At 72.2% G+C, this 13,003-nt stretch carries 16 protein-coding genes; 5 read left to right on the forward strand and 11 right to left on the reverse strand.

Annotation, left to right across the window (positions count from 1 at the left end; all coding sequences use genetic code 11):
- Nucleotides 1–7 precede the first annotated feature (7 nt).
- Nucleotides 8–889 carry an alpha/beta fold hydrolase gene (locus tag Aau02nite_RS07230; RefSeq protein ID WP_212987532.1) on the reverse strand — a complete coding sequence of 294 codons (882 nt, stop codon included), beginning with the start codon at nucleotides 887–889 and terminating at the stop codon, nucleotides 8–10.
- Between the two features lie 86 nt (nucleotides 890–975).
- Here Aau02nite_RS07230 and Aau02nite_RS07235 point away from each other — a divergent pair, with 86 nt between their 5' ends.
- The gene (locus tag Aau02nite_RS07235) at nucleotides 976–1,455 is read left to right on the forward strand and encodes a MarR family winged helix-turn-helix transcriptional regulator (protein WP_212987533.1); all 480 of its coding nucleotides are present in this window, start codon (nucleotides 976–978) and stop codon (nucleotides 1,453–1,455) included.
- 11 nt (nucleotides 1,456–1,466) lie between these two features.
- On the opposite strand, the gene Aau02nite_RS07240 is transcribed toward Aau02nite_RS07235, so the two are convergent.
- From Aau02nite_RS07240 to Aau02nite_RS07270, 7 genes are all read right to left on the reverse strand, one after another.
- Nucleotides 1,467–2,081, reverse strand: a complete 615-nt coding sequence (locus tag Aau02nite_RS07240) for a class I SAM-dependent methyltransferase (protein ID WP_212987534.1) — start codon at nucleotides 2,079–2,081, stop codon at nucleotides 1,467–1,469.
- 10 nt (nucleotides 2,082–2,091) lie between these two features.
- The gene (locus Aau02nite_RS07245; RefSeq protein ID WP_212987535.1) at nucleotides 2,092–3,381 is read right to left on the reverse strand and encodes a lactate racemase domain-containing protein; all 1,290 of its coding nucleotides are present in this window, start codon (nucleotides 3,379–3,381) and stop codon (nucleotides 2,092–2,094) included.
- Between the two features lie 86 nt (nucleotides 3,382–3,467).
- Entirely contained in the window at nucleotides 3,468–4,037 is a 570-nt protein-coding gene (locus Aau02nite_RS46250; RefSeq protein WP_246594963.1) for a TraR/DksA family transcriptional regulator, read from the reverse strand.
- A gap of 138 nt (nucleotides 4,038–4,175) precedes the next feature.
- Nucleotides 4,176–4,559, reverse strand: coding sequence for a hypothetical protein (locus Aau02nite_RS07255; RefSeq protein WP_246594964.1), 384 nt, complete (start codon nucleotides 4,557–4,559; stop codon nucleotides 4,176–4,178).
- A 157-nt stretch (nucleotides 4,560–4,716) separates the two neighbouring features.
- Complete coding sequence (locus Aau02nite_RS07260; protein WP_212987536.1) at nucleotides 4,717–5,073, reverse strand: hypothetical protein; 357 nt, start codon at nucleotides 5,071–5,073, stop codon at nucleotides 4,717–4,719.
- Nucleotides 5,074–5,137: 64 nt separating this feature from the next.
- Nucleotides 5,138–6,934, reverse strand: coding sequence for a sensor histidine kinase (locus Aau02nite_RS07265; protein WP_246594965.1), 1,797 nt, complete (start codon nucleotides 6,932–6,934; stop codon nucleotides 5,138–5,140).
- Entirely contained in the window at nucleotides 6,931–7,638 is a 708-nt protein-coding gene (locus Aau02nite_RS07270) for a response regulator transcription factor (protein ID WP_212987537.1), read from the reverse strand. The genes Aau02nite_RS07265 and Aau02nite_RS07270 overlap by 4 nt, the downstream gene beginning before the upstream one ends.
- Before the next feature lie 91 nt (nucleotides 7,639–7,729).
- On the opposite strand from Aau02nite_RS07270, the gene Aau02nite_RS07275 reads away from it, so the two are divergent.
- Genes Aau02nite_RS07275 through Aau02nite_RS07285 form a run of 3 tightly spaced genes read left to right on the forward strand, consistent with a single transcriptional unit; the run spans nucleotide 7,730 to nucleotide 10,904 of the window.
- On the forward strand, nucleotides 7,730–8,965 hold the full coding sequence (locus tag Aau02nite_RS07275) for an efflux RND transporter periplasmic adaptor subunit (RefSeq protein WP_212987538.1): 1,236 nt from the start codon (nucleotides 7,730–7,732) through the stop codon (nucleotides 8,963–8,965).
- Nucleotides 8,966–9,000: 35 nt separating this feature from the next.
- Complete coding sequence (locus Aau02nite_RS07280) at nucleotides 9,001–9,651, forward strand: ABC transporter ATP-binding protein (RefSeq protein WP_212987601.1); 651 nt, start codon at nucleotides 9,001–9,003, stop codon at nucleotides 9,649–9,651.
- Nucleotides 9,648–10,904 (forward strand): ABC transporter permease, encoded by a 1,257-nt coding sequence (locus Aau02nite_RS07285; protein ID WP_212987539.1) that lies wholly within the window; start codon nucleotides 9,648–9,650, stop codon nucleotides 10,902–10,904. Before Aau02nite_RS07280 ends, Aau02nite_RS07285 begins: the two co-directional genes overlap by 4 nt.
- A 46-nt stretch (nucleotides 10,905–10,950) precedes the next feature.
- On the opposite strand, the gene Aau02nite_RS07290 is transcribed toward Aau02nite_RS07285, so the two are convergent.
- Nucleotides 10,951–11,529, reverse strand: coding sequence for a hypothetical protein (locus Aau02nite_RS07290; RefSeq protein WP_212987540.1), 579 nt, complete (start codon nucleotides 11,527–11,529; stop codon nucleotides 10,951–10,953).
- A gap of 63 nt (nucleotides 11,530–11,592) precedes the next feature.
- A complete protein-coding gene (locus tag Aau02nite_RS07295; RefSeq protein WP_212987541.1) occupies nucleotides 11,593–11,958 on the reverse strand; it encodes an ArsR/SmtB family transcription factor in 366 nt (121 codons plus the stop codon).
- 191 nt (nucleotides 11,959–12,149) lie between these two features.
- On the opposite strand from Aau02nite_RS07295, the gene Aau02nite_RS07300 reads away from it, so the two are divergent.
- Complete coding sequence (locus Aau02nite_RS07300; RefSeq protein ID WP_212987542.1) at nucleotides 12,150–12,521, forward strand: hypothetical protein; 372 nt, start codon at nucleotides 12,150–12,152, stop codon at nucleotides 12,519–12,521.
- Nucleotides 12,522–12,529: 8 nt separating this feature from the next.
- On the opposite strand, the gene Aau02nite_RS07305 is transcribed toward Aau02nite_RS07300, so the two are convergent.
- Nucleotides 12,530–12,862 carry an ArsR/SmtB family transcription factor gene (locus Aau02nite_RS07305; RefSeq protein WP_212987543.1) on the reverse strand — a complete coding sequence of 111 codons (333 nt, stop codon included), beginning with the start codon at nucleotides 12,860–12,862 and terminating at the stop codon, nucleotides 12,530–12,532.
- Nucleotides 12,863–13,003 lie beyond the last annotated feature (141 nt).

Raw genomic sequence — 13,003 nt, forward strand, 5'->3', positions numbered from 1 at the left:
CTATCGATCAGAGCGGGCCCAGGAACTTCAGGATGGCGGCGGCGAGCGCTCCGGGAGCCTCCTGCGCCACGAGGTGGCCGACCCCGGCCAGCCGTACGGCGGTGAGCTCACCCGCGGTCACCTGGCGGAAGGTCTGCTCGGTGAACGGGGCGCTGACCGCATCGACGGTCAGGACCGGCATCGTCAGCGGGTGCGCCTCGGCCAGAGCCCTGGTGCTGCCCGCGTCGGCGAAGATCGCCTGGTAGAGGCCCGCGGTGCCGCGCCAGCCGTGCGGGCGGGCATAGCAGCGGACGAACTCGTCGAGGTCGGCGTCGGTGACCGCGTCCTTCGTCGCGGTCATCATGGGGTACGCCCACCCGGCGAGCAGCTGCCGCTCGTGGCCGGGCAGGAGCATCTCGGGAATGCCCGGGGCGCCGAGGAACCCGACGTGCCACGAGCCGCCGTGGTTGACGTCGGCCAGGCTCTCCAGCCCGTACCCCGGCAGCGTCGTCTCGACGGCGGTGAGGCTGCGCACGTCGCCGGGATGGGTGGCGGCGAAGCGGAAGCCCGGTCCCCCGCTGATGTCCTGGCACAGCAGGTGCACCGGGCCCGCGCCGAGGTGCGTGACCAGGTGGTGCAGGTCCTCGGCCGAGGTGGCGTCGTCGTAGGCGCCGTCGGCGGCGCCGGAGTCGCCGAAGCCGCGCAGGTCGACGGCGACGACGCGGTGGGTCGCGGCCAGCAGCGGGATCAGCTTGCGGAAGGCCCACCAGGTCTCCGGCCAGCCGTGCACGAGCAGGATCGTCGAGCCGGTGGTGCCGGCCGAGACGTAGTGCAGCCGGGTGCCGTTGACCTCGGCCAGGTGGTGGGTGACGCCGGGGATGGTGGCACCGGCAGGGGTGATGGCGGGCATGCGAACTCCTCAAATCGACAGCTTGGCTGTCGTTTAAAAGTAGACAGCCAGGCTGTCGTTGTCAATCGTTCTTATAGGCTGGGCGCATGTCCCGATCCGGAGCCGACCTGGCTCTGCTGCTGCTCGGTGGTTTCCGCGCCCTGGCCGACCGCGCGACCGCCGAGCTCGCCGCGCGCGGCTACGCCGACGTCCGGCCGGTGCACGACTTCGCCCTGCAGGCGATCCTGTCCGGCGCCGACACCGCCTCCGAGCTCGGCCGCCGGATGTCGGTCGCCAAGCAGTCCGCGGCGAAGACGATCGCCGGGCTGGAGGAGCGCGGCTTCGTCAGCCGCGAGCCCGACCCGGCCGACCGGCGGCGGATGCGCCTGCGCGTCACCGAGCACGGTCTCGCGATGCTGCGCGAAGGCGAGGCCATCTTCGACGAGTTGCGGGAGCAGTGGGAGCAGCAGGTGGGCGCGGACGCGATCAAGGTGCTCGAGGACTCGCTGCGCCGACTCCTGGCCGACGCCCCGGTCCGGCTCGACACGCCCGGCTGGCTCATGCAGGACCTGTCCGGCGTCGACTGACCGCCCTGCGCTCAGCTCCCGGCGTCGCTCACGACCGCCGCGATCACGGCGAGCGGGCGCTGGGTGTCGTTGCCGGGCCGGCGCTCGTGCTCAACCTCGGTGAAACCCGCGCGCGCCAAGCGCTCGGAGAACGCGCCGACCGGCCACCGGTAGGCGGTGGTGACCTTGTGGTCGAAGGGCTCGATCTCCTCGCCGTCGAAGAACCCGGCCACCAGCGTGCCGCCCGGCGCCAGCACCCGCCGGAACTCGGTCAGCACACCGTCGAGCTCCGGCGGCGCCAGATGGATCAGCGAGTACCAGGCCAGAATCCCCGCGACGGCTCGGTCAGCGACGTCGAGGCTGGTCATCGACCCGAGGTGGTACGTGCCGTCGGGGTGGGTCGCCAGCGCGTGGGCGATGAACTCGGGGACCAGGTCGATCCCAACCGCGTCGACACCGAGCCCGCGAAGGTAACCGGTCAGATGCCCGGGACCACAGCCCACATCCAGCACGGTCCCGGACCGCAGGGTCAGGTGCCGCCCGATGAAGGCGAGATCGGCGGCGGCCACCTTCTCCCGGGCGCCGAACAGGTCGATGGAGAGATCGGCGACGGAGGCGTACGCATCCCGGACCCGTTCCACGTTCACGGAGGACTCCTCAGCGCAGCCGGAAGAGGACCTCGCCGGCGTCGGGCACCACGAAGGTGCCGGCGGCGATCTCGGCCGGGATGTCGAGGGAGTCCGGGTCCAGATAACCCAGGTTGGCGGCGTGGCACACCTCCGGCGGGATCCGGGTCGCCAGGGTCACCCGTACGCGCAGCCGTTCCTCGCCGGTCTCCGGATCGTAGGTGCCCGCGCCGCGCAGGTGGGTGGAGTGGGCCAGCGTGCCCCAGTGGATGTGCTTGAAGCGGTCCCACTGCTTCACGAAGTAGTCGCGGCAGTGGTAGCCGATCTCGTTGATCTCCGGGTGGCTCGTGGAGATCGTGGTGATGTGCGGCGCGTACAGGATGACCTCGCCGCCGTCGGCCACGGCCGGCTCGAGCTTGTAGAAGCCCTTGGCGCCGGTCCAGATGTCGTCGTACATCTGCGGGACCAGCGAGATGACCCGGTGCACCGGCTCGTCGAGGTAGTGCACGTGGGTCGCCGCGCAGACCTCGGCGGCGTCGGCCCAGGCCGAGACGGTGTCGCCGAAGGAGATCGAGTGCAGGTCGAGGCTGCCGGCTTCGCCGACGACGCAGAACGACAACTTCTCCGCGGGTACGAGCGCCGCACCCTCGTTGATCAGCGCGCGGACCGGGGTGATCGCCGTGGTGCCGATGATCTCGGCCGAGGTGATGAGCGCGCCGATCCAGTGCGAGACGTCGATGATCTCCTGTCCGGCGACGCCCGGGAAGAAGTACTTGTTGCCGCCGGAGATCCCGACCACCTCGTGCGGCAGGACGGGACCGACGACCAGGGCCACGTCGTGCTCGACGACGGCCTTGTTCAGCAGCACCGGGACGTCCATGCTGAGCCGCCCCTCGGACAGCTCGGTCAGCCGGGCCGCGGGGATGGTCCCGAGGTCGGCGAACGACTCGGGCAGCCACCACTCGTGGTTGAGCACGGTCATGCCGGGATAGGTCGCTTCGAGCGCGCCCTCGGTGAACCCGAGGTGCCGCGCGATCGCCGCCGCGCTCATCGGCTGATGCGTGCCGAGCGCGATGAGCGTCGTCATCCGGCTCACCCGTCCGGACAGCGCCTCGTGGACCGCACCGAGCAGCAGCGGCAACGGGCAGGTGCGGGTACCGTCCGGCACCAGGATGCAGACACTGCGGCCGTCGAGATCCACGGCGGCCAGCTGCTCGCGGACGAACGCCCGCACCTGGCCGTCGGTCAGCACGCCCTCGGCTCCGCCGAGACGCGCGGCGGGACGGTGGTTCTGCACGGAGGTGCCGGCGAGGCTGGTCATGGGTTCCAATCTGGCCCGCCCCGGTACGCACGGCAAGCCCCGGCGGGGTTGCCGTGCCGCCGCAACGGCACGGCAACCACCTCGGTTCAGCCGTGCTTCTCCTGGCACGGCACGCAGAAGCGGGCATGCGGAAGGACCTCGAGACGCTCCACGGGAATGGCGCGGTCGCACTTCTCGCAGGCGCCGTAGGCGCCTTCGGCGATCCGGCGCAGGGCACCGGAGATCTGCTCGATACTGCGCCGCGTCGCGGCCAGCAGCCCGGCCCGGTTGTGAGCCTCGCCGGGGTCGCCGGTGTCGGCGTTGAGCTCGGTGAGTTCCCGCAGCCGGGCCGTCTGCGTGGCGAAATCATCCGTCAGCGACGCGCGCAGATCGGCCAGCCGGCCGTGGTCGACAGTCTGTTGCTCGGTACTCATGATCTGCCTCTCGGAAAGTGGGGAAAACAAAAAAGGGCCGAAGCTGGAAGCTTCGCCCTGGCGGCCGTTCGATGGATACAAACGGTCCGCGGGAGGGCCTCGCCCGGTGCGCGCCGGCAGCACGGACGTGAGCGTGGATGCGATGGCCACCACCCGGGAGGCCACCGGCACCGGCGGAAGCACGCACGCCGCGGCCGCCGGCACCTCGGTGACGGCAGGCGAGCAGAACGTCACCGGCGACATGGCCCCACCATAGGAGGACGGCAACGGAAAGCCAAAAGCGGCTCAGCGCGGCTCAGCCGGGCCGGCGCCTCACCTTGGTCGCGTAGCGCCGCACCAGATACACCAATTTGCCGGAAATGACCAGGACAACGGCCCGACCTACGACTCGCCGGGTGATGAAGTTGACCGGCGTGGCCAAGGCGGGAACCGGTTCCGCAGTTCGGCGATCTCCGGCGGCCCGAGCCCGTGCGGCGCGAAAACTCGATCCGGCGTCTCGTCCAGGCGTGAGCCGACCCGCGCTACGTCCTCGTCCTCGAGGGCGTGGGCGGCCAGAAACACTGAGACATCGACGAAGTCGCGCACCTCAGCGCGGGACACCAGCGCGGCGACCTTCCACGCCATCAGGTCTGCCATGGCCATGACCGGACCGACCTCGAGCACCACCGGCGCCCGGGTGCGATCGAGGTGCCCGAGGCTCACCCTGACCGCCCCTTCGCCGCCGACGCCCGGGAAGGCGACCATCTCGGCCATGAAGTAGTCCATGTCCTCCGGGCCGAACAGGTCGATGTCCTCGGTCGGGCGTTGTAGCGCGCCGTGCAGGATCAGGGCGAGGCCCTCCCGAGCACGAATCCGTACCGGTGGGCAACCCTCAGTGCGACGCGGACCACCTTTTCGTGGAACGGGTCGATCGGCGGTGCGCTCAAGCGGCGGCCCGGTGTCCGACCAGGTCCGGGTGGCGCAGCTCCCACGCTGTGCGAACGCCGCGGGGCAGATACAGCTCCGTCCACAACCGGCGTAGCGTCGCCGCATCCAGCCAGGTGGCCAGCTCGTCGATACAGATCGCCTCGCGCAGCACGATCTCATAGACCCGTTTGAGGTCGAAGCCGTCCTCGAGGTCGAAGCGACGATCCTGCGGCGGCAGCCAGACCAGCCGGTGTGGTAGCTCGACGACGCCGCTCGTCGGCCCCTGCAGCAGGGCGAGATCCGGGGCAACCAGCGCCAGACGGCCCGGTCGGCTGGTCAGCCGCACAGGGGCGAGGGCGGAACGGTCTGCCATACAAGCACGATACGCGCAAGACCAAGACAGGTCACGCCGCAGCGATCGCTCGCCACCAAGGGGCCTACGGCAACCTCACGGTGAAGGTCGTGCCGCTGCCCGGGGTGCTGGCCACCTCGATCGTTCCGCCGTGTGCCTCCGCCAGCTTGCGGACGATCGCCAGCCCCAGGCCGCTGCCGCCGGTGGCCCGGCTCCGGGACTCGTCGGCCCGCCAGAACCGGTCGAACACCCGCGGCAGGTTCTCCGCCGAGATACCCACCCCCGTGTCCCGTACGGTGATCGTCGATCCCTGCGCTCCCACCGTGACCGACCCGCCGCGCGGGGTGAAGCGGACCGCGTTCGACACCAGGTTGCCGATCATCTGGCGCAGGCGTACCGCGTCGGCCGCCACCACCGGGTCGCCGTCCGCCTCCATCGCCAGCCGGACCCCCGCCGCGTGCGCGGGGGCGCGGTGGCTGTCCACCACCTGGGCCAGCACGTCGCGGACGTAGGTCGGTTCGGCGTGGATGCGCAGCGTGCCGGCGTCCGCCGCGGCCAGGTCGCTCAGATCGTCGATGATGTGCTGCAGCAGCACCGCCTCCTCGTGCAGCAGCTCGACCAGCTGGCCGTCCGTCGGGGCCAGGTCGTCCTGGGCCGCCTCCAGCCAGCTGCGGATGTTGGTCAGCGGGGTACGCAGCTCGTGCGCCACGTCGCTGACCATCGCGCGGCGCTGGGCCTCCGCCTGGTCGCGGCGTTCGGTGGAGTCGTTCAGGGCACGGGCCAGCCGGCCGATCTCGTCCTGGGTGGACACCGGCGCCGGGGTGTGCCGGTCCGCGGCTTCGGTGAGGGCGCGCAGCGGGCGGACCAGGCGGCGGCCGACCAGCACCGTGATCAGGATGGTGGCGAGCAGGACGCCGCCGGTGGTCGTCACGATCCGGATCGTGTTCTCCCGGGACAGGGTGAACCGGGTCTGGTCGGCGCCGGTGTCCGGGTCGGTCACGAACAGCAGGGCGGGAGGGGCGACGTACGGCTGCAGCATGCCCCGCCGCGACTTCTCGACGCAGCCGCGGACGCGGGTGGCGGCCCGGGTGTCGCCGGCGTCGAACAGCTCCCGGATGGTGAGGGCCGGCGCCACATTCTCGGCCGGGTCGTCGGCCGGGTCGACCTTCTCCACCGACGTCGAGAAGTCGGGCCACACGCCGAACCGGTACCCCCGCGGCGGGCCCACGCAGCGGGTGACGAGCCGGCTCAGCTCCCCCAGCGGCTTGGCCTCGCCCCTGGTGATCGCGGGCAGCTTCTCGAGGCAGGCCTGCCCGGCCTTCTCCGGGCCGGTCACCGTGACGGCCGGCCGCCCGTTCGGCAGCTCCTCGATCTTGCCGTCCGCGCCGATCCGGCGGAGGCAGGCCAGCTGGTCATTGGCGATCTTGCGCAGCAGACCGCGCTCGTCCGACGGGACCCGGAACGGGCCGACCGCCCGCTCGTCGATGCGCTCGGCGCCGCCGGTCAGGGCCAGGTCGAGGTTCAGCGGGTCGACCGTGGCCGACGGGCGGGCGGCCGCCAGCGACGGGCCCGGACCGGAGTCGGCGATCACCACCCGTTCCGCGGTCATCAGGGTGATGCGGCGGTCCAGCTTCGCGGCCCGCTCCCGGATCAGCGCCGGGGCGCCGGACCAGTCGGCGTGGGTGGCCGCGTGGCCGACGAGCATGTCGTACACGCCCTTGTCCTCGGTCAGCGAGCGGCCCTGCTCCTGCCGGATGGCGCGGGTGGCGGTGCTGGCGGCCAGCCAGGCGGTCGCCGCGATGGCGGCCACGGCGATCAGCACGGACGTGACGAGCAGGCGGGTCACCAGGCTGTGCCGCAGCGGCACCCGGCCGTTGCTCACGCGGTCTCCGCCGATCCGGCCGACAGCCGGTAGCCGACGCCGTAGACGGTGATCAGCTGGGTGGGCCGCTGCGGATCGAGCTCGATCTTGCGGCGCAGGTTCATCACGTGCACGTCGATGGTCCGCTCGGTCGAGCTGCGGTCGATCCCGCGGGTGTGGTGCAGCAGCTGGGCCCGGGTGAAGACGCGTTCCGGCTGCTCGGACATGGCGGCCAGGATGGCGAACTCGCCGCGGGTGCACTCGACCGGCTCATTGCCGACGGTGACCTGGTGCACGGCCGGGTCGACGCCGATCCGGCCGATGCGGCGCGGCCCCGGGCCGGCCGGCACCGGCGCGCCGCGGGACGCCCGGCGCAGGAGGGTACGCACCCGGGCCATCAGCTCCCGCGGGCTGTACGGCTTGGTCAGGTAGTCGTCGGCACCGAGCTCCAGGCCGAGCAGCAGGTCGTCCTCGGCGGTACGGGCGGTGAGCATCAGCACCAGCACGTCCGACTCCTGGCGCAGGGTGCGGCACACCTGCAGCCCGTCCAGGCCGGGCATCATGACGTCGAGCACCAGCAGGTCGGGCCGCCACCGCCGGGCCACGTCCAGGGCGGCCCGGCCGTCGTGCACGACGTGCGCGTCGTGGTCGGCCGCGGTCAGGTACCGGCGCACGACCTCGGCCTGGCGGGGATCGTCATCGGCAACCAGGACCCGAGCACGCATGGCGGCGATGATAGGCCGGGCCGGGCTCGCGCGGCGGACTTCTCCGGCATACCTGACAGCTTCCTAACGATCTCCGGCGACGCTCGTCGGCATGCATCCGAAGGTTGACTCCCCGACCGAGGTGATCCCCCTCGTCCCGGACCCGCCACCACGGCGGCGCAGCACGGTGAAGTGGCTGGCCGGAGGCATCGTCGTCGTGATCGCCGCGGTCGCGGCCGGGATCGTGGTGACCCGGCACCGGGCGTCCGGGCAGCCCGCGGCGCCGGGGCCGTCGGCGGTCGAGACGGTCAAGCTGGAACGCCGGGACCTGTCCACCACCAAGCAGCTGGACGGCAGCATCGGCTTCGGGGCGTCACGCCCGCTGGCCGGGCACACCGAGGCCACGGTGACCTGGCTACCGGCCGTCGGCGCCACCATCAAGCGGGGCCAGCAGCTGTTCCGCGCGGACGACAAGCCGGTGTCGCTCTTCTACGGCAGGATGCCGCTCTACCGGCCGATCGCCGGGCGCCAGCTGGTCGGCCGGGACGTGCGGATCGTCGCGGACAATCTGCGGGCGCTGGGGTACGGCATCGGCAACCAGCCCTCCGTGGGCGAACGAGTGACCCGGACGGAACCCGCCCCCGTGGCATCCGCCGCACCGGCCGCCGGGAAAGCCCCGGAAACGCCCCCGGCCGCCGCCAAGTCCACGACCGTGAAGGTCAGGAAGGGCGACGGCGTCCTCACCACCGGCCTGATCGCGGCGATCAAGGACTGGCAGCAGGACCGCGGCCTGCCGGTCACCGGGCGGATCGCGGTCGGCGACGTCGAGGTGCTCCCCGGCGCGATCCGGGTCGACGCGCTGGCCGTCCAGCCCGGCTCCCCCGCGAACGGCCCGCTGATGTCGGTCACCTCCACCCGCAAGGTCATCACCGTGCCGGCCGAGCTGGGCGACGCCGCCGTCCTGGAACGCGGCAAGGCCGTCACCGTGACGCTGCCCGACGACCGTACGGTGAAGGCCCGGATCTCCTCGGTGGGCCGGACCCTCGCCGCGCCGGAGGGTGCCGTGGCCGACGGCGAGCCCACGATGACCGTGGCCGTGACCGTCGACGACCCGAAGGCGATCGCCGACCTGGACTCGGCGGACGTCCGGGTGAACGTGGCCGGCACGACCGTCGAGGACGTGCTGGCCGCGCCGATCGAGGCCCTGATCGCGCTGACCGAGGGCGGCTACGCCGTGCAGGGCCCGGGCGGGCTGGTCGCGGTGAAGACCGGGATGTTCGCCGACGGCTGGGTCGAGATCAGCGGGGCCGGCCTGGACGCGGGCACGGACGTGGTGGTCGCGTCGTGACAGGGGAACCCGTTCTCCGCGTCCGCGACGCGGGCATGCGCTATCCCGGCGGAGTGACCGCGCTGGCCGGGGTGAACCTGGACATCGCCCGGGGCGAGATGGTGGCCATCGTCGGCCCCTCCGGGTCCGGCAAATCCACCCTGCTCAACATCATCGGTACGCTCGACCGCCCCACCACGGGCTCGGTCCGCATCTCCGGGCAGGACGTGGCCACGCTCAGCGACCGCCACCTGTCGGCCCTGCGAGCACGCGAGATCGGCTTCGTCTTCCAGCAGTTCCACCTCACCGACGGGCTCAGCGCGGCGGAGAACGTGGCCACCGGTCTGCTCTACGCCGGGGTGCCCCGCCGGCACCGTGGCGACCGGGCCCGGCACGCGCTGGCCCGGGTCGGTCTGGCCCACCGGGCCGGGCACCGCCCGCACGAGCTGTCCGGCGGCGAACGGCAGCGGGTGGCGATCGCCCGGGCGCTGGTCAACCAGCCGTCGCTGGTGCTGGCCGACGAGCCGACCGGCGCCCTGGACACCACCAACGGCCGCGCTGTGCTCAGCCTGCTGCACCGGCTCAACGAGGAGGGCACGACCATCGCGCTGATCACCCACGACCGGGACATCGCGGCGTCCCTGCCACGGCAGGTCGAGATCCGCGACGGCCGCCTGGTCAGCGACGCCACGGCGGTGCCGCGATGAGCCGGACGGTCCGGACCCGGGCGGCGCGGACCGCAGCGGCCACAACCCGGGCGGCGGCGGTCCGGCCGGCCCGGCTGGCCCCGGCGGACCTGCTGGCGCTCGGGATGATCGGCCTGCGGACCCGGCCGGCCCGCGCCGCCCTGTCCGGGCTGGGCATCGCGATCGGCATCGCCACGATGATCGTGGTGACCGGCATCCCGGCGTCCAGCCAGGCCGCGCTGGTCGACGAGCTCAGCGCCCTGGGCACCAACACGCTGCAGGCGATGGCGCTGCCCGACCTGGTGCCGCCGGCCCCGTTGCCGGAGTCGGCGGTGGAGATGGTCCGCCGGATCGGCCCGGTCACCGGGGCCAGCGCGGTCGCCAACACCCACACCGTGGTACGCCGCAACGACCGCACCGACCCCCGGGACGGTTCCGGGCTGACCGTGCTGGCCGCCCGGATCGACCTGCCGCCGATCATCAACGCGCGGGTCCGGGCGGGCACCTGGCTCACCCCGGTCACCGAGAAGTTCCCCGCCGTGGTGCTCGGCTCGGTCGCCGCCGACCGGCTCGGTGTCACGGGGCTGCCGGCCGGCGTACCGGCACCGCAGGTGGTGATCGCCGACCGCAAGTTCACCGTGGTCGGCATCCTGGCCACCACGCCGCTGACCCCCGACATCGACCGCTCGGTGCTGGTCGGCTGGCCGTCGGCGAAATCCGAGCTGGCCTTCGACGGCCACCCGACCGTGCTCTACGTGCGCAGCGACGAGACGCAGATCGAGGCGGTGCGCGGCGTGCTGCCCGAGACCGTCTCACCGGAGCGGCCCGGCGCGGTGATGATCACCCGGCCGTCCGACGCGCTGGCCGCCAAGCGGGCGACCGAACGCAGCTTCTCGGTGCTGTTCCTGGCCCTGGCCGGGGTGGCGCTGGTGGTCGGCGGCATCGGGGTGGCCAACACGATGGTCGTGTCGGTGCTGGAACGGCGCTCCGAGATCGGCCTGCGGCGCGCGCTGGGCGCGACCCGCGGCCAGATCCGCGGGCAGTTCCTCACCGAGTCGGTGGTGCTGGCCACGGTGGGCGGGCTGGCCGGCACCGCGCTGGGCCTGCTCGCGACCATGGGGTACGCGGCCTGGCAGGACTGGCCCCTGGTGCTGCCCGCCCGCTCAGCGGCGCTCGGCGTCGGCGGGGCCATCGTCGTCGGGGTGCTGGCGGGGGTGTATCCGTGCGTACGGGCGGCCCGCCTGACCCCGACGCAAGCGCTCGCCACCGTCTGAACGCACCCGGGGCGGCGGCCGGGGTTCCGACCGCCGCCCCGCCCGGCTACTTCTTCAGCTGGGCCGCGGCCTGACGCTCGCACTCGGGCATCAGATCCAGGCCCTTGCGCACCGAAGGCATGTGGTTCTGCTCCCCGCCGAGGGCGATGTCCACGCCGTTGACGTCCGTGCCGACGTACTTCACGCCCTTTTCCTTCAGGCACTTGACCACGTCGCGGGCGAAGTCGCGCGCCTCCGGGTTGGCCGGGTCCTTCTCCCACGGTGGCAACGGGTAGTACTGCGGGTTGCAGATCCGGTCGGCCGCCTCGGCCTTGTCGGCCAGCGCGGCGATCTTCTCGGGGTCCGGCTTCTTGCTGGTGCCGTCCGGGAACCACTCGCTCTTGGGTAGCGCGCCGTGCTCCTTGAGGCACTTGTTGTACGGCCCGAGCATGGCCTCGAACTCCTCGGGCGTGCCGTCCAGCCGCTCCCGCGGTCGTTCCGGTTTCGGCGCGGTGGACGCCTGCGCCGCGGGACTGGTCAGGGTGGCCACTTCGGACGACTTGTCGGCGGCCGGCTCGGACGATCCGCAGGCCGACAATGCCGCCAGCGCCACGACTGTCACCAGCAGCGGGTGACTTCTCCGCATCGGGTTGCCTCTCTCTCCCGCGCCCGGGGCGGTCCCGGGCGCAAGGAGCCTTCCAAGCACAAGTCAGGAACGTGTCAGGTTGCCCCTGGGCTCATCGGAATCGCGGTGCGCCCGCAGCTCGGCCAGCAGCCCGTCCCGGTCGGCCAGGACCGCGCCCAGGATGCGGCGACCGGCAGCCAGCAGGTCCGCGACGGCGGGCGTGCTGAGGGCGTACCGGACGGGGCCGTCGTCGCGGACGGAGGCGACCACGCCGGCCCGGCGCAGGACGGCCAGGTGCTGCGACAGGGTGGACGGCTCGACGTCGATCTCGCCCAGGAGGTCGCGGACCGCCAGCGGACCGGCCTGCAGCAGCTCCAGCACCCGGATCCGTACGGGATGGCCGAGGACGCGGAACATCTCCGCCTTGGCCTGATAGAGCGGTACCGACACCAGCAACCCTCACCACTTGCCCGGCACGGCAGTTGCCGGTCTGCCGAGTTGCAAAAATCGGCAACTGCATCCCGTGATGCCCGAGTCTCGCACCGATCGGTGGGCGCTGAGGCGGACACGGAGTCCGACCGGCCCGCGTCCGGGTCGCTGATCCTCGGTCCGGACAACACACCACGTGGGAGGGGTTACGCATGGCGGAGATGGATGTGGCGCTCAAGGACGCCCTGCAACTGGACGGCGCGATCGCGGCGGCCATCGTCGACTACACCAGCGGCATGGCCCTCGGCACGGCCGGCGGTGACCGGGGTTTCGACGTCGCTGTCGCCGCGGCGGCCAACACGGAGGTGCTGCGGGCCAAGCTGCGCACGATCGACCTGCTGGGGCTGCGCGAGACGATCGACGACATCCTGGTCACGCTCGGCTCGCAGTACCACCTCATCCGGCCGGTCACCGGTTCGTCCGGCCAGGGCCTGTTCATGTACCTGGCGCTGAACCGGAACCGCGCGAACCTCGCCATGGCCCGGCACCGGCTCCGGTCGATCGAGCGGGCCCTCGAGCTCTGAGCGGGCGGCTACGTCGGGTCGGCGTGCAGATCCCGGAGCAGCTCGGCCTGACCACTGAGGACCCCGGACAGGATCTGGCGCGCCACGTACAGCAGCTCGGCGACGTGCGGGCTGGTCAGCGCGTAGTAGACGGTGGATCCTTCGCGCCGGGTGACGACCAGGCCGGCCCGGCGCAGCACGGCCAGCTGTTGCGAGAGGTGGGCGGGCTCGATGCCGACCTCGGGCAGCATCTCGGCCACGCAGTGCTCGCGCTCGCTGAGCAGCTCCAGCACCCGGATGCGCGCCGGATGGCCGAGGGTCTTGAAGAACTCGGCTTTCAACTGGTACAGCGGTCGGCTCACCGTCACCACCTTTCCACGGCAGCGACCACGGTGGCGACTGCGGGTCCGGCGGGCACACTCGCCAGTCCTCCTCTCTCTGCCATTTGCTTAATTGCTAAAGTTGGCAAGTCGTGGAGCGGCGGAGCAGTCGCCGGTGTGGGA

Origin of the sequence: Actinoplanes auranticolor (assembly GCF_018332655.1) — a bacterium.
Lineage (GTDB): Bacteria > Actinomycetota > Actinomycetes > Mycobacteriales > Micromonosporaceae > Actinoplanes > Actinoplanes auranticolor.